We start from the raw sequence: 17,006 nt of genomic DNA, 5'->3' as shown, positions 1-17,006 counted from the left end.
GTTTCCCCTCTCGTCTGTCAATGTATCATATATATACATCGTCCGAGGATAATTAGCAATGCCTACAGAAGGGAAAACTCTACTTTTTTACATATTTGTACTTCCACTGTGATCTTCACCATGGATGCCAATACTCTCTAATCTCCTGCGAGTGTCTGAGCTGCCTAAGTGGTAAATAAGCTGATAGATCTGATCAAGAGCCTCATCATATTCCTCAGGTTCGCCGCCTAGGTCTTCGTCGTAGGCCATTTCAAATAACTCCTGAAGCTGTCTAATCTCGCCTGGTGTAGCTAATACTTCATAATCAAAAGACGTATCTGTAGGATTGTCGATAATATCTCCCTTTACAGAATGAGGGTGAATGGATAAATAATATGGTTTTTTATCAGGAGCTGGTGTTGTTGACAAGTAAGACATCTCCTTTCTTTACCTGCTTTTTTCTTTCTTTATGCCCTCCTCTCTCCTTTTCCATACCTTTCCACACAGAGCCTGACTAAAAAATGCTCGATGGACTATGCCTAAAAGATTTGTACAGATCTTGCTACTGCTGCGATAAAGTGATCTGCTCCCTGCTCTAAACCATCAAATGGCATCTATCTCCATGTACTTGTTTTCCTTTAGCAACGCAATTCCTTTTTTGCAAACCCCGTAAGATAACCAAGAGCAGCCTGCACAAATCCGATCTAAGTCGGCAGGCTCCACCCTGTTTTTTGTCCGCTCAATCAATTCAGACTTGCGGTATATATGTCCAGGTATCAGACCCAGTTGTTCAAGAGCAGCCAAATCCATTGTCTGCACATGCTCTTCTGAGGTTGGGTCAGCTACACAAATCCCTTCTCCTTTATTCGGACAATATTGACAGGTATCATCTAAAGCATGAACCACTCGAATAGGGAAGTCGTCTTGATGATCCCTAATTCTTTCAACAATCTCCTTCATTTTGACCGCAAAGGCCGGGCTATAACCCATTCCCCTAAACCCATGTACACACAATAAATGATGTCCGCGTAATGTAATACTATTTTTGGCATCTCTATCTGTTACCACCCAACCACCTCCCGTGTCATTTCGACTATAGCATGTAATCCCCCAAAGCCCCACCTAAAAACGAATAAAAAAATACCCTATCCAAGCAAACTGCTCGAACAGGGTAAAGATTTGGATTGGGTAGTAAGTGAACTTTGTCTATGAAAAAAACAATATGGACAAAGATCCTTGCATTCATAATACCATCTTTTCTTATTTTTGAACAAATGTAATTATTTCTTCATAGGGATATTTATTCCCTGCTTTCTGACCCCTTCCAATTTTATCCTAATTATAATTTGATACTGATTAGCTTTAATTCAGTCATTTCTTCAACAGCATATTTAATGCCCTCACGACCAAAACCGCTTTCCTTAACACCACCATACGGCATGTTATCTACACGGAATGTTGGAAAATCATTAATCATAACGCCACCGACCTCAAGCTCTTCGGCCGCTTTCATCGCTGCATGAATATTATTTGTATAAATACCTGCCTGTAGGCCATAACGAGAATCATTAACCATGGCAATTGCTTCATCTAATGTTGAAAATGGGGTTATCATTACTAGTGGTCCAAACACTTCTTGGCAAGATACCTTTGCATGAGTAGGCACATCGGTTAGGATCGTTGGTGCATACAAACGCTCAGCCAGTCTTTTCCCACCTGTCACCACGTTAGCACCTAAGCCCTGAGCCTGACTAACCCATTCCTCCATTCGATCAATCTCTTTTGGAGCTATTAAGGAGGACAGATCCGTTGCCTCATCAAGCGGATCTCCCACTACCATCTTCTCTGCGGCTAGCTTCATCTTTTCCACAAAGTCTGCAAATTTGCTCTCGTGTACAAATATCCGTTGTACAGAAATACAAACCTGTCCTGCAAATGTGAATGCACCAAATGTACAACGATCAATCAGCTCTTGGGTCAGCTCTACATCATCATTGATAATCAGTGCCGCATTGGAGCCTAATTCTAAAGTAACGCGTTTTAATCCTGCTTTTCCCTTTAGAGAGATTCCAACCTCTGGGCTGCCAGTAAAGGTAATAGCAGCAATACGCGGGTCTGTAACAAGTGCCTCTCCAACTACGCTTCCTTTCCCTGGCAACACATTAAGTGCCCCTGCTGGTAAACCTGCTTCTTCAAAAATCTCAGCCAATACCAAGGAGGCGAGTGGAGTTTGCCCGGCAGGTTTTAAAACGACTGTATTACCGGCAGCAATAGCTGGGCCTACTTTATGTGCTACGAGATTATATGGGAAATTAAATGGAGTAATTGCCCCTACAACTCCGATTGGCTTGCGTACAGTAAAAGCAAGTCGGCCTTCTCCGCCAGGAGCGGCATCTAACGGAACGGTTTCACCGTGAATACTCCGGGCTTCTGACGCAGCAAATTTATAGGTTTGAATGGTACGGGCTAGTTCTGCTCGACCAGTCTTCAATGGTTTAGCCGCTTCTAATGCTAGGAGTCGAGCTAATTCTTCCTTGCGATTTTCCATAATCGCCGCTGCTTTTTCCAGAATGGTAGCTCTTTGGTGGGCAGGCATTTTCGCCATAATCGCAGTTGCCTGCTTTGCCGCCTCAATCGCTTCCTCTACATCATCTCGATCAGCCTGACCAATCTGTGCAATGACTTCTTTCGAAAATGGTGATGTAAGTGCTTGGTATTCCTTTGCTTCCTTCCAAGTACCGTTGATATATAAATGCTTCTTCATGTTATTTTACCTCCGTCGCTACTGTTGATTGATACATGCTGACTAAAAGACGGTTCATTATGCTTAGACCTTCTTGCAATTGCTCATCAGTAATAACAAGTGGTGTCAAAAAGCGTAGCACATTCCCATGTACACCTGCTGATAGCACAATGACACCTTGTTCACATAAGGCTTTTGTATAAATAGCCGTAAATTCTTTCATCGGCTGCTTGGTCGAAGGATGAATAAGTTCAATGGCACACATTGCCCCTAACCCGCGAACTTCTGCGATAATCGGCACCTCTTGTTGTAAGGCAGTAAAATTCTCCATGATTTGTTCACCAATCTGGCGAGCTCGTTCTACTAGATTTTCTTTTTCTATCTTCTCAATAACAGCTAGGGCGGCTGCGCATCCAAGCGGACTTCCTCCATAGGTTCCGCCAATTTCTCCAGGCGCAGGTGCGTCCATAATTTCCGCACGCCCGAGAACCGCACTGATGGGTAAACCAGCGGCAAGAGACTTAGACATAGTAATCAAATCCGGCTCAATACCAAAATGCGTGGAGGCAAACATCTCACCGGTGCGCCCAAAGCCTGTTTGTACCTCATCGGCAATAAATAAAATGTTATGCTTGCGGCAGATGTTATATATGCCTTGCACGAATCTTTGATGTGGAACTATAAAGCCACCTTCGCCTTGTACCGGCTCCATAATTACTGCAGCCAATTCTTCCGGGGCTACTTCTGTGTACAGGAAATCCTCAAATTGTCCAACACAGAACTCAGCATACTCCTCTTCTGTCATACCACCTGGACGATGTAGGGGATAGGGAAACATCGCTTTATAGATAGCTGGTGCGAACGGCCCCATTTGGAATTTGTATGGCTTCACTTTACTGGTAAGAGACATGCCGAGCAATGTTCGCCCATGAAATCCGCGTGTAAATGAAACGATACCTGATCTGCCTGTATATTTACGAGCAATTTTTACGGCATTCTCAACTGCCTCTGCCCCACTGTTCAATAAAATTGTTTTTTTCTCAAAAGAGCCTGGAGTGATTTCTGCCAATTTTTCAGCAAGAGCAAGATAGGGCTCATACATCGCTACATGAAAGCATGTATGAATGTATTTATCTAACTGGGCTTTGATGGCTTCAACGACTTCTTCCGGGCGGTGCCCTACATTCAATGTTCCAATTGCGCCTGCAAAATCAAGCAACACGTTACCATCTACATCATGAACCAGTGCCCCATCTGCCTTTTCTACAAAAATAGGTGAATTATTACCTACACCTTTAGGTACATAGGTCTTTCGCTTCTCAATCAGCTCCATTGATTTTGGTCCTGGAATGCTGGTGTTTATGGATACGCATCTAGTAGTTGCCATGTTATACTCCCCCTTCATATTTTGGCTACGCTTTTATATATTTGCTACTCAGCCAATTTTCTACTATTTTATCACTAGCAATTATCGTGCCAAAGTATTGAAGTGGAGAAAATAACATGACCATACAAAACACTCTATCTAGAAATCAGATTTTTATTCATTTATAAATAATTATTCATTTTTGAATCGTTTTATCTGATACTTTTTTACCTTCCTCACTACAGAAGGCTGACTGATTCCTAACATTTGTGCCATTTCTACCGTTGTCTGGCAAATGTTAGCTGCCTGTTCTAGCATACTTTTCTCTAATCTCTCCACAGCTTCTTTCAGGGGAACAGTTGGAGGTAAGGAATGTTCACCTGAGAGAATTGCAGGAAGACGTAACGAACGGATTTCAGCTGGTAGATGTTCGGCTGTTAGCGTATCCTCGTCAGCAATGACCACCATTCTTTCTAAAACATTCTCAAGCTCTCGAACATTACCCGGCCAATCATATTTTAGGAGTACTTGGGTCGCTTGAGAGGAAAGTCGCTTTTGTAGTCCGTACCGATCATTTAAAGAACGTAAGGTCCATTTCAAATGGGCAGCGATATCTTCCTTTCGCTCACGTAAAGGTGGTATTCGTAGCGGAATCACATGTAAGCGAAAGTACAGGTCTTGGCGGAACGTCCCATTCCTGACCATTTCCTCCAAATCTCGATTCGTAGCCGCAATTAGGCGAAAATCCACCTCTCGATACGTAGTGCTTCCGATACGCTGTAGCCGCTTTTCCTGAATGACTTTTAACAGCTTGGCTTGTAAGGACAAGGGTAGCTCTCCCAATTCATCTAGGAATAGGGTTCCCTGATTAGCCCGTTCGATTATCCCCATCTTCCCAGCTTTAGCAGCTCCCGTAAAAGAACCTGCCTCATAACCAAATAGCTCAGACTCTAATAGTCCATCGGGTATTGACCCGCAATTAATTTCCACCAATTCTCCATGTGAACGACGGCTTCGCTGATGTATTTCCCGGGCGATAACGTTTTTCCCCACGCCTGATTCCCCTAAAATAAGAACCGTTGAATCTACCCCCGCTACTTTTTCTACTAAACGATAAATTTCTTTCATAGCTGGGCTAACTGCTACAACTTGATCGGAACCACTATTTTTCTCACGCAGTTCCTCAATCTCATTTTCGAATTGCTTCAATTGCTGTGTTAGATTCTCATAGCGGCGTTTTAATTCAAGAATCTCAGTCAAATCATGTGAAAAACTAACTACACCTTCCAATTCATCAGGCGTTTTCCAAATGGGAAAGGCAGACACCATCAGCTTTTGCTTATAAATCGTCTCCTGCATCATTGTCTGGGCTTCCCCTGATTCCAGAACCAAACGAGTAGCTGACGGAGAAAAAATTTTAGCTCCCTCCAATTCCCTTACATTTCGTCCAAGTAATTCCTGTTGCTTTTTACCATAAATGGCTTCGCACGTAGGCCCAACTAGCCGAACTACACCATCTCCATCGGTAATAAGCAGGTGCTCATGCGAATAGTGGACGATCTGTTCTAAAATACGACCCATCCATTTGTCCGTGTCTGCCTTGTCCATCTTTATCCTCCGTAAATCTTTTCCTCCATCATAACACGCTTGCTATGCAGCGAAACGCTCGGCCTCTTTCATTGCAGCCAGAATTGCTACTAGATATTCCCAAATGCGAGTCACTGAATCAATTTCAACATGCTCTTGTGGTGTATGTGCTCCATAAATATTTGGCCCAAAAGAGATCATATCTAGGTTGGGATTTTTCTCTGCAAATACACCGCATTCTAAGCCAGCATGAACCGCCGTAATTTCTGGTTTTTGACCATTCATCTTTTCATATACCTGCTCACAAATCTCCCGAATCACAGAATCCGGGCGGTATGCCCACTCTGGGTAATCGGAATCGGTGATAAGCTCAGAGCCTGTTAAGGAGGCGAGCATTTCCAACTGTTTCACAATAACTCCCTTTAAGCTAGCCACAGAGCTTCTTACCTCATTTTCCAAATAAATGTAAGTGTCATCTGTTCGTATAACACCTAAATTCGTGGAGCTTTCTACGAGTCCTTCGATTTCTTGGCTAATGCTTTGAGCTCCATTTGGTGTGAGCATCAGAGAGGCAAGTACATGTTCACATGTCTGGGTAGTAAATACACACTTTTCTTTCCCTTGTACTTCTGTGAGTTTGACACAAACCTCAGGATCACTTGCCCGTAATTCTGTAACAAATCGTTCTTGAAGATCGCCCACTAGCTGCTTTGCTTTTTCTATTTCTTCCCCTTTTATATACAAAATGGCCTCTGCCTCTCGGGGAATCGCATTGGTTTTCATTCCACCTTGCACATGCTGGAGCTGATAAGGGATCACTTGCTGAAGACCATGCAGCACACGACCTAGCAGTTTATTAGCATTGCCGCGTCCCTTATGAATCTCAGCCCCTGAATGTCCTCCTTGTAATCCATGTACAGACAATCGAAATGCGGTACTTTGATCATCGGCGTCAGCCCATTCTATTTCAAGTCGTTGTCTCGCCGTGACACCACCTGCACAGCTTACCAGCAAACGTCCTTCTTCTTCCGAATCAATATTAAGCAGAATGGAGCCCTTTAATTGATTAAAATCAAAATGCATAGCCCCACCCATTGATGACTCCTCCTCGGTGGTTATAAGTGCTTCCAGGGCAGGATGCAGGAGAGTCGTATCAGCTAGCAGAGCAAGCATGTAAGCTACGGCTATACCGTTATCTGCACCTAATGTGGTCTCCGTAGCATATAGCATATTGTCCACTACCCGTAGCTGAATGGGATCTGTTAGAAAATTATGTACGGTTCCTTGATTTTTTTCACAAACCATATCCATATGCCCTTGTAAAATAATGGTGGGCAATGCCTCATAACCTGCGGAAGCTGGCTTGCGAACCACTACATTTAATGCCTCATCCCGTGTAGCATCTAATCCATGCTGTGCCGCAAAATCTAATAGATAGGTACTGATTGCTTGTTCATTGCCTGATCCCCTTGGAATTTTTGATATTTCTGCAAAATAATGAAATACGGGATGCTGTAAAACTTCCTCAAGTGTTTTAGCCATATGTAGTCCCTCGCTTCTAAATTAGTAGATTAGATGATTGCTTTAGATGCAGGAAAAAGCCCTCTTATATGAGAGCTTTTCCCTTTTCTTCCTGCTTGTTACGTTAGATAGAATTTTTACGCTTTTTTCTCTGTAAGCGTCATAAATTCATCAATGTTTGCCAAAGCAGCATCTACAGCACTTTGCCAGAAATCTGGTTGTGTCAAATCTACATGTAGATGAGCCTTCGCCAGATCTTCTACTGTCATGCGACCTGTGTCTTTTAAGAAGTCAATATACTTTTCCTCAAAGGAAGCCCCTTCTTTTTGTGCCTGCGCAAACAAACCAGCACTTAACATGTATCCGAATGTGTATGGGAAGTTATAGAACGGAACATCACTAATATAGAAGTGAAGCTTAGCGGACCAGAAGTTAGGGAAGTATTCGTCTAAAGCTCCCGCAAATGCGAACTTCTGCGCTTCTTCCATTAGTTGATTCATTTCTTCCGCACTTAGCATTCCATTCTTGCGTTGTTCGTAGAATTTCTTCTCAAATGTAAAGCGAGTAAAGATATCCATAAAGAAGGAAACGGCATCACCAAGCTTATCATCGATCATGGAAATACGTTCTGCATCAGATTTGGCATTTTTTAAGGCAGCATCCTTCACGATTAATTCTGCAAAGGTGGAAGCTGTTTCGGCAACGTTCATGGCATAATCCTTCGCCAGCTCAGGCAAATCCTTCATTACATACGTGTGATAGGAATGTCCCAATTCATGAGCTAGTGTAGAGGTGCTAGACATACTACCGTCAAACGTCATGAAAATACGCGTTTCTTTGCTGGACTGTAAATCGGTGCAGAAGCCACCTGGTCGCTTACCAGGACGATCCTCAGCTTCAATCCAATGTTTTTCAAAAGCCATTGTTGCGAATTCAGCCATTTTGGGACTAAATTTCTCAAACTGCTCTGTAATGAATTGGGCTGCTTCATCATAGCTCATTTTGCTGGTACTGCCAGGCAATGGTGCCGTCCAATCGTAGAAAGACAGAGAATCGATGCCAAGTAATTCCTTTTTCCGTTTTAAATAAGGAACGAGGCGCTCACGATTCTTCTCTACAACCTCCCACATGACATTCAGCGTCTTCTCACTCATACGGCAAATCTCGACCGGCTCTTTCAAAAAGTCATCCCATTTACGCTCTTTATATAAGGCTAAACGGAAACCGCTTAAATGATTCAATGCTTTTGCGCATAGGTCTTCATTTTCAGACCAAGCTTGTTTCCAATTGGCAAACATCTGCTTGCGAACTGTAGGATCAGTATCAGATAGCAGGTTAAAGGCTTGCCCAACTGATAAATTCTCAATTTTCCCATCTTTCTCACTTGGGATATGCATGCGTCCAACGATCACGTCATATAACTGCGACCATGCATGATACCCATCTACTGCTAAGTTTCCTGCCAAAATCTCTTGCTCAGTAGGAAGCTTAGCTGCCCCTAATTGACGGCGCTCATCTAGAATAAAAGCGATTGGTTTCATACTATCTAACGCTAGGAATTGCTTCCAAAGCTCCTCAGGCACTTCTAAAATGTACTGATCAAACAATGTTCCTGTTTCTTGATTTGCCGCTCCTAATTGTGTTACACGGTCACGAAGGAAATGAGCTTTTCCATCATGTACATTCTGTGCCTCAAGGCAGGAGACGAATGAACTTGCCTGCATCCAATCAGAGCGTACTTGTTCAAAACGTGCTACAATCGCTTCTAATTTTTTTAGCTGCTCTAGCGATGTAGGAGCTTCTAATGCTTTTAAATCAGCCGTTAAAGAAGACGTTTGTTCCTTTAATTTATCCAAGAATGCAGCAAATTCCTTTGATTCGCTTCCTCCAGGAAAGATGCTATCTAAGTCCCATACGGGTTTAAGATTTTGTAGCATGTAATATCCTCCTTTGTCTTGGCAAAACTCGCCTGTTATGTATAAGTCTTAGCTCTCATTGTACCTGTTTCCTGCTAGAATGGTATGCTTTTTTTACCGAAAAAAATTTTTTGATTGTAAACGATAACGCAAAACTAGGTAAAGGTTAAAAGCAAGGTGTCGGAGTGTATAACCTGACGCCACGATACAAAAGGCACCGCTACATTTGGCGGTGCCAAGCTGATCTCTTCTTTTCTTATGAAGTGAGTTCAGTTGGTGCTTTCCATTTCCGATAGAAATAGATCGTGAATATCAGCGCCATGACCATAGGTACACCATGTAGGATACCTACTACCCATATCGGCAGCATGATTTCAAATAAAGGGGAACAAATTAGCATTCCAAACGCAAATCCAATTGTTTGCAAGGTGGAGGATACTCCAAAAACACGACCGCGCTTATCATCTGATACCTGCTGTAGGCGTGAGTTATAGCAAATGGCCGATATACCATCAGATACTCCCGCTAGGAAAGCACAGATAAGCAGAAGATACGTTGTAGAGAATGCAAACAGTAAAATAAAGAAGAACGACATTAAAATCGTCGAGATGCCAAATGCTTTTTCAGTAAATACTTCCTTAGCATTTTTAGAATGCTTACTCATAAAACGAGAACCGACAAGATTCCCAATTGCCCAGATTCCCCATATAAAGCCCATAATAATAGAGGGATTGTCCGGCTTAATCATAGACGAATAAATCGGTATCCCTACATTATGCGCTGCGGAACCAAACGTATCAAATAATCGAATCGTCATTAAAGATAATAAAACAGGAATTACACGTAAATACCGATAAATAAACGAAAACTCTGAAAAAAACGAAGCCTTTTGATCTGATTGGGTTCGTGTTTCATTCGTTTTAATGGGGAGGCTAATTAGGTTCACAGCCGAAAGCAAATAAGTCAGGGAGTCAAGCAAGAAAATATTTTGATAGCTTAACAGATTAATGAGAATCCCACTTGATAGCATCCCGACAACCATGGCAATGGCTTGCCACGACTGTAATAAAGCATTGGCTCTTACTCTATTTTCTGGTGACACAAGCATAGGAATACTGGATTGCATGGATACGTTAAACATCGAGCTAAACATTCCCATACCAAAGATCACAAAATACAGCATATAAAAATGATATTCCTGTGGTGTAATAAATAGAGAAAAGAGAAGACAAAACCTTGCAACGTCACTAATAATCATTAGCTTTTTACGGTTAAATTTATCTGCTAGCATACCAGAATAAAAACCTGCTAAAAAGCTTCCCAATAAACGAACAGCCATAAATAATCCCATGTAAACAGCACTGCCCGTTAATAGGTACACATACAGATTTAGCGCAATCATATCTAAATAACTGCCTATATCTGAAATGGTTCTTCCAGCAATCAACTGGTAAATGTACCGCATTTTATTATTCTGTCCTGCTGGAATTGTTGTTGTCATGTTCTTTCCTCCTACACCTTAACCAATTTCTCGATTTCAAACGTGACTAGCTCGCACGCCTTTTCATAGACTTGTTCAATATGTTCATAGCTTTCTCCACGCATCCAGCACATAACGAGAAATACTTCTTCCTCGTCCCCTCTTATCTCTGCTCCTATTGGATAGACTTGTGTTACTCTTAATACCCCAGGAATTTTTTCAAGCTCCTCTAGTCCGTTTACCGCTCGAAGAATCCCGCTCTCCTTTGGATATAAAGTAAACATGGCATGAGGAGTTTGTTCTTGGTTTGGTAGAGTTGGTAGTTCAAAGGTTCCTAAAACAATTCCCAATTGGGCTTTTACAGAATCAAATCCAAGCATTGTTTCTAAGCTATCCTTAACACACATACCACCTATACGCGGATTGATTTCTAATACCTGTGGGCCTAATTTTTCGTCATAGCGTAATTCAACATGGGACAACGAATTCTTTAAGCCAACAGCGCGAACGGCTTCCACTGCATAATTCTTGAGCTCCTCAATTTCCTTCTCCGTAAAGCGAAGAGGGGGAACGACCAGAAGATGCTCATAGAACACCTGCTTTTCTTCTGTGACTTTTAGCTTATCATGCACAAGTAGAGGAATGATTTCCTTCTCTGTGATCACCATCTCTACACTAGCTTCCCGACCATTCATATATTTTTCCACTAGCATGCAACCCATCGGATTAAAATCAATAAGCTTCCCATCCTTCGTCGCATAGGTGTGACAGGATGCATAAAGATTGGAATAATTACAGTCAGGTAGCTTTTGCAGGGCGTATGTAAAATTATCCCTTACCTCTTGTTGATTGTGGGATTTGAGAATTAAATGCGAAGCAACTCCGTTAATCGGCTTTAAAATCACCGGATAGCCAATCCGTTCCGCATGGGCGACTGCTGAATCCACATCGACAGCTAGTCCATAATCAACCGTTAGCACTCCCGCATGTCTTAGTGCGTCACGCATAAGGTATTTGTTATTTGTACGATACAACGCATCTGAGTCCTGAGATGGTAATCCTCTTTTTTCTGCTATCTTAGCGACATCAGCCCCTAATAAACCAGCGCTTGAAAATAACCCAAGAATACTAAGTACAGCAGAAATTTTATATGTTTCCTCAAGCATGCACATCTTTTTTTCTAATTCCTCATAGCCAAAATCAGTAGTCTCCATTATTTCGGCAAATAAAGCAGGAATGTCGTTTTCTGCTTCTAATTGAGCGATTTTCGTTCTTTCATGCTCTGTGAGAGGGCGAGTAATGATTGCACACTGGTATCCCATTTTCGTAACATGAACAGCGCGATTAATGGTAGGAACTACCGAGAGATTTTCAATAAATACGATTAATTCTTTCATATCAATGCCTCCATTGGATTATCATCCCCGTCAAGATAATGAGACACAATGTATCCGTTTTCATTTATTTCATGAAGAGGTGGTAGCATCGTGTTATCAGAGAAATGTAAGAAATCAGCCGCTTTATATGGTGTAGTGGAACGAATATAACGTTGACCATCAATCTCTACATAATCGAGCTGGGAATTCGTACCGACTCTATGCTTTCCAATAGGGGTTACATAAACATAATGCGGAGCAATGCTTCCAGAGAAAGCGGATAGTTCACGTATAATATCAATTCCCTTTTGGACTGATGTACGGAAATGCTTAGCGCCGACTACAGCCATACAATGGAACAGATAATAAGGTACAATCCCATTACAGAGAAACAGCTCTATTAATTCTCGCATCGTTTTGGTATCATCATTAATATCTTTCATCAAAACTATTTGTCCTCTTATCGTAATGCCTCGGGAAATGATCTTTTGCGCAGCGCGAATAACTTCTGGGGTAAGTTCATCTGGATGATTTAGTGATAAGCCAATGGAAAGGTTCTTGGATAAACGTGGATTTTCATAGTTAATTTCATTAAATTCTGATAACATCTCTGCTGTTTCATCCGTGATGTTTTCAGGAGCAAATAAAATATTTCTGGTACCTACCCGAATGTTTCGTACATGATCAATTTCCTTGATTTGCTGTAGAACCTTGTGCAGTAATGTTACATCGAGAAACGGGTCTCCACCGGTAATTAATACCGTTTTAATCCGATCATCATTACTTATATAGTTAATCGCATCTGCAATATTTTCATCTGACATCCGCTTGGCTTCTCCCGCTAACGTACGGGTTTTCTTAAAACAGTATCTACAATAGGCAGAACATTCGAAATAAGGAGTTAATACTGCTCGATCCTCGTATATTCTTTCAAGTCCATATATTCCTTTATTATTTTTACCCTCTTCAAAAGGCTTTTCTGTGCCATATTCTAATGCTTCATAGGGACTTGGTACAAATTGCTTGGCTACACCCTGAGATTGTTTCACAATCTTTGCTAGAGAAGGACTAATTTTGGAACGGAATTTTTGCATTACCTGCTTCTGCATCTCTCTTGCTCTTTCAGAAACGATTGTTTCCGTCATTCTTGACATTTTGTTACCTCCCTTAATATAATTTGATTTTTCCATTTAAACCTTATATTTAATTTACATTTTTGTCAATAATAGGTTTCTTGCTCGTTCATAAGAAAAAAGATCGGGGAATTCCCGATCCTTCTAGGAAAAATTTACTATGATTTTTGAAGTATCTCATGTTTTTCCAAAATCCATTCTATCAACGGACTCTCTTCTGGCAACTCACAATATTTCATGATCGTTTCCTTCAAGCCTTGCTGTCTAATACTATTTTGCAGCTCGACTGCTTCTGAATCTTGTTTGTAGTCAAACGAAAGAGCCGCTGCTATTCCTAAGCAAAGTGCCTTGGGCTCCATTTGATAAATCAATGCTTGACGAGCTGGATTAATAAAACGATCGTTACAGCCCAACTTACGAATTGGCGAACGCGCAATACGTGTCACTTCATCTTGTAGGTGTTTATTTTCGAAGCGACGAAGGATTTTACTAATATAGGCAGCATGCTCTGTTGCCTGAAAACCATATTTTTTCTGCAACACGTTACCCGTTTCTTGCAATGCTTCTTCTGTTAAGTGGCGAATCTGTGGATCTTTCATCGCTTCTTCTATATAGGAATAACCTTTTAAATAGCCAAGATAAGCCGCTGTAGCATGTCCTGTGTTAACCGTGTATAGTTTCCGCTCTATATAGGGTTCTAGATTATCTACATACAATATATCAGAAGATTCAGGTAATTTACCTTTTGCCTGTGATTGGTCGATGACCCATTCGAAATAAGCTTCCACCATCACCATTAGCTGGTCATCATTCTTTTGCATCGGAACAATTCGGTCTACAGCAGAATCTGGAAACCCAAATTGTTGATCCGCTCTTGCCTGCTCTGATTCATGTAAGTGACTATACACGTATTGCTTGAGTAAAGTGCTTCCACCGATCGCATTTTCACAAGCAATGATGTTAAGTGGCTCATTGGTTTGGTTCATACGTTCCTTCATGCCCAGAGCAATTGATTGAGAAATGTATGGGAGAATATGAGGCCCAACCGCTGTCGTGACGAGATCGGCAGTAGCAATGGCTTGAACTACTGCCTGTTCGTCTGCTCCATGTAGGGCACTTACATGTTGAACCGTGAATTCTTGTGTTTCTTCTTCAGCGATCTGTACGGTATAAGATTTACGTTGGTTTATTTCCTTAACAAGCTCCTCATTAACATCTACAAAGCATACCTCAAACCCTGCCTGTTCTAGTAACAGTCCAATGAAGCCTCGTCCAATGTTACCTGCTCCAAAGTGAATGGCACGCATCCTACATACCTCCCTTGATGATATCCATGATCTCTTCATCGGTAGTAGCATGAACCAATTTCTCTACATTTTCTTCCTCGGATACCACAATCGCTAAATCAGACAAGATATCCAGATGCTCATCACCTACACCTGCAATACCGATCAATAAACGCACTTTATTCCCTTCCCCAAAATCTACTCCATCTGGAAGCTGTACAATTGAAATTCCTGTACTTTTAATCAATGTCTTTGCCTCATTCGTACCATGAGGAATTGCCACACCATTGCCAAGATAAGTGGTTAACAGCTCTTCACGCTCTTGCATTTTAGTAATATAGTCCGCTTCAACATGACCTGCTTGCATTAATAATTTACCTGCTAGCTCAATTGCTTCTTGTTTGTTGTTTGCTTTTTGATTTCTAGCAATTACGATGTTTGTCATAGGTGATTTCCTCTCTCTTTAACTTTTCTGAAACAAAACTGTTTCAATTTTTCTATAAAGTAGGTTTTAATCTCGATAGGCTGCTTGTTTTCTATTACATTCATTGTCTCTTCTTCAATTAATAAAGAGCTGATTTCACTCAGAATTTCTGTTCCTTCACTCCGCATTTCTTGTGGACTTACCAAAATTAGTAGTTTAGTAACACTCATCTCTTCCCCATTCATCGACCGGCGAATGATCGGTTCTTGTAAATATCCAATGGAAAAGGAGGGTTGTACGATTTCCGCACTTTTTACATGATAGAGAACCTGCGTGGTACCTGGTATACCAAGACCGCTTTTCTCCTCGCGTTCTAGTAATTTACGAACAACCTCTCGATAGTCACGCATGATCCCAAGATCCTCTAATTGTTCACATATCGTTTCCAGCGTTTCGATAATATCCTGGCTCTGGTTATTTAGTTGGACATCATACCAGCCCTTGCAAATAGTTAGCGTATACCTAAAGTAGGATTCGCCTGCCTCCATATGATCCAGAATTTTTTCTATCGTTTGCGGTTGACTAGGCTTAGCATCATTCAAAGGTTCTATTGGTACCTGACTGAGGAAATTCCGAATACTAACAATTTCTTCACGTGATAATAACGGGCTTACTGTAATGTACGGCTTCTGCTCAAATGGGACAGGAATCGTTGAGATAATTAGGTCGTACTTTGTAAAAGCAATTTGATGTACCTCAAAGATAGAAGCATGTTTAAAAACTTCTATTTCTGGAATTTCTGCTTCAATCCGGTCTGCCAGCATACGAGAAGATCCGATCCCGCTTGAACAAACGATTAGTGCCCTGTATTTGGTACGTGTTCTCTTTAACCGCTCCATTGAGGAACCAAAATGGAGAACCAGATAAGCAATCTCCTCCTCTGGAACCTGTACAGGGGGAAATGCTTCCTTGACTGTTTCCGCTATCACTTTGAATACTTGCTCATAATCTTGTTTGATTTTATGGAGCAACGGATTGCGAATGTGCATGCCTCGCCTCATTCGATTCATTGCCGGCTCCAAATGAGTTAAGAGTCCTGATAACAATGAGCGATCTTCATAAAAATTGACCCCTAATCTTCTTCCGGCACCCTCCATTAGCTTCTGTGCTACGGCGGTTACTTCTACATTATTGATCTCTAATAGATCATGCTGACTCATTCGTAGCTTAGAGCCTTGGAGATGCATGGTGATGTAAGCAATTTCTGCTTCAGGAAATGAAATGGCAAAGGTACCTGCTAATTCATTAATGATTTGCTTAGCAACTTTATATTCGGTTTGCCTTTTCAAATCTTCAAAGTAATGCTGATCAATCTCGATATGCTCGCCTTTCATGAGTCGTTCAATCATGAGGGACAAATGAACTACTAAAGCAATATAGGAGCTATCAGCTAATGGATAAGGCAAATCATTCCGTACACGCTGTAGAGTATTTTCCACAGCAATCAATCTGTCTCGTTGAATCAGACCTAATAACTGCTCGGAAGCACTGTTTACCCTTTGAGCCGTTTTTTGCTGGATATTCTCTTTTAATAACCCAATGAGTTGTGTTTCATCTAAGTTTTCGGAGAGTAGGGACATCATGGCTTTTCTCTTTGCTGCCTCCGTCCCCTTCAACTCAATGCCGTATCCTCTGCGACGTACCAAATGTAACTGCAAACCTCTAACCCACTCTTCCAATTGATCTAAATCGTGACTAATAGTAGGAACCGCCACCTTCAGATTATGTGCCAGCAAAAATAGCTTGATGGGTTCGTTGGCCGCTAGCAGGGTACACAAAATAATACTGCGTCGCTCCTCAGGGCTAAACTCCCTTTGGGTCACTTGAAATGCCTCTTGATGTTGCTCTGGATTAGATACATGCTTGGTGGAATGCTGTATAGCCCTCTCCAGTGCTCGTTCTAATCGCTCTTTATCTTGTTCCGCTCCTTGGAGAATCAAGCCAACCCCCGACCGTTTCATTAGGTGAAGTCCGTACTGCTCCATCAGCGGTTCTATCTCAGGTAATTCACGGTGTACAGTGCGTGTGCTCGTATGGATTTCATCAGCAATTTTAGCAATCGTAATCCCGTTGTTCTCCCGTAGTAGTATCATGATCATCTGTTGTTGTCTCGCTGAAATTTGCACATGTACACC

General features: G+C 41.7%; 13 protein-coding genes. All 13 read right to left on the bottom strand.

Annotated features, from left to right (window positions below; all coding sequences use genetic code 11):
- Positions 1–87: 87 nt before the first annotated feature.
- Entirely contained in the window at positions 88–417 is a 330-nt protein-coding gene (locus tag GOP56_RS21210) for a hypothetical protein (protein WP_254068499.1), read from the bottom strand.
- Between the two features lie 165 nt (positions 418–582).
- The gene (locus GOP56_RS21205) at positions 583–1,047 is read right to left on the bottom strand and encodes a DUF1284 domain-containing protein (protein ID WP_163246567.1); all 465 of its coding nucleotides are present in this window, start codon (positions 1,045–1,047) and stop codon (positions 583–585) included.
- Positions 1,048–1,318: 271 nt separating this feature from the next.
- On the bottom strand, positions 1,319–2,743 hold the full coding sequence (locus tag GOP56_RS21200; RefSeq protein WP_163246566.1) for an aldehyde dehydrogenase family protein: 1,425 nt from the start codon (positions 2,741–2,743) through the stop codon (positions 1,319–1,321).
- 1 nt (position 2,744) lies between these two features.
- A complete protein-coding gene (gene gabT / locus GOP56_RS21195) occupies positions 2,745–4,109 on the bottom strand; it encodes a 4-aminobutyrate--2-oxoglutarate transaminase (protein WP_163246565.1) in 1,365 nt (454 codons plus the stop codon).
- Positions 4,110–4,280: 171 nt separating this feature from the next.
- Positions 4,281–5,696 (bottom strand): sigma-54 interaction domain-containing protein, encoded by a 1,416-nt coding sequence (locus GOP56_RS21190; RefSeq protein WP_163246564.1) that lies wholly within the window; start codon positions 5,694–5,696, stop codon positions 4,281–4,283.
- 42 nt (positions 5,697–5,738) lie between these two features.
- The gene (locus tag GOP56_RS21185; RefSeq protein WP_163246563.1) at positions 5,739–7,217 is read right to left on the bottom strand and encodes an aminoacyl-histidine dipeptidase; all 1,479 of its coding nucleotides are present in this window, start codon (positions 7,215–7,217) and stop codon (positions 5,739–5,741) included.
- A gap of 116 nt (positions 7,218–7,333) precedes the next feature.
- Positions 7,334–9,133 (bottom strand): M3 family oligoendopeptidase, encoded by a 1,800-nt coding sequence (locus tag GOP56_RS21180; RefSeq protein ID WP_003335091.1) that lies wholly within the window; start codon positions 9,131–9,133, stop codon positions 7,334–7,336.
- Between the two features lie 235 nt (positions 9,134–9,368).
- Positions 9,369–10,613, bottom strand: a complete 1,245-nt coding sequence (locus GOP56_RS21175; protein WP_163246562.1) for an MFS transporter — start codon at positions 10,611–10,613, stop codon at positions 9,369–9,371.
- An 11-nt stretch (positions 10,614–10,624) separates the two neighbouring features.
- Positions 10,625–11,989 carry an ATP-grasp domain-containing protein gene (locus GOP56_RS21170; RefSeq protein ID WP_003335093.1) on the bottom strand — a complete coding sequence of 455 codons (1,365 nt, stop codon included), beginning with the start codon at positions 11,987–11,989 and terminating at the stop codon, positions 10,625–10,627.
- Entirely contained in the window at positions 11,986–13,122 is a 1,137-nt protein-coding gene (locus tag GOP56_RS21165; protein WP_163246561.1) for a KamA family radical SAM protein, read from the bottom strand. Before GOP56_RS21165 ends, GOP56_RS21170 begins: the two co-directional genes overlap by 4 nt.
- A 137-nt stretch (positions 13,123–13,259) precedes the next feature.
- A complete protein-coding gene (locus GOP56_RS21160) occupies positions 13,260–14,408 on the bottom strand; it encodes a mannitol-1-phosphate 5-dehydrogenase (RefSeq protein WP_163246560.1) in 1,149 nt (382 codons plus the stop codon).
- A 1-nt stretch (position 14,409) separates the two neighbouring features.
- The gene (locus GOP56_RS21155) at positions 14,410–14,832 is read right to left on the bottom strand and encodes a PTS mannitol transporter subunit IIA (RefSeq protein WP_163246559.1); all 423 of its coding nucleotides are present in this window, start codon (positions 14,830–14,832) and stop codon (positions 14,410–14,412) included.
- Positions 14,829–16,997, bottom strand: coding sequence for a BglG family transcription antiterminator (locus GOP56_RS21150; RefSeq protein WP_163246558.1), 2,169 nt, complete (start codon positions 16,995–16,997; stop codon positions 14,829–14,831). Before GOP56_RS21150 ends, GOP56_RS21155 begins: the two co-directional genes overlap by 4 nt.
- Positions 16,998–17,006 lie beyond the last annotated feature (9 nt).

The sequence above is a fragment of the Brevibacillus sp. 7WMA2 genome (genome assembly GCF_010748895.1).
Lineage (GTDB): Bacteria > Bacillota > Bacilli > Brevibacillales > Brevibacillaceae > Brevibacillus_B > Brevibacillus_B halotolerans.
The sequence above is the reverse complement of the archived record's forward strand: the minus strand, read 5'-3'. Positions and strand labels throughout refer to the sequence as shown.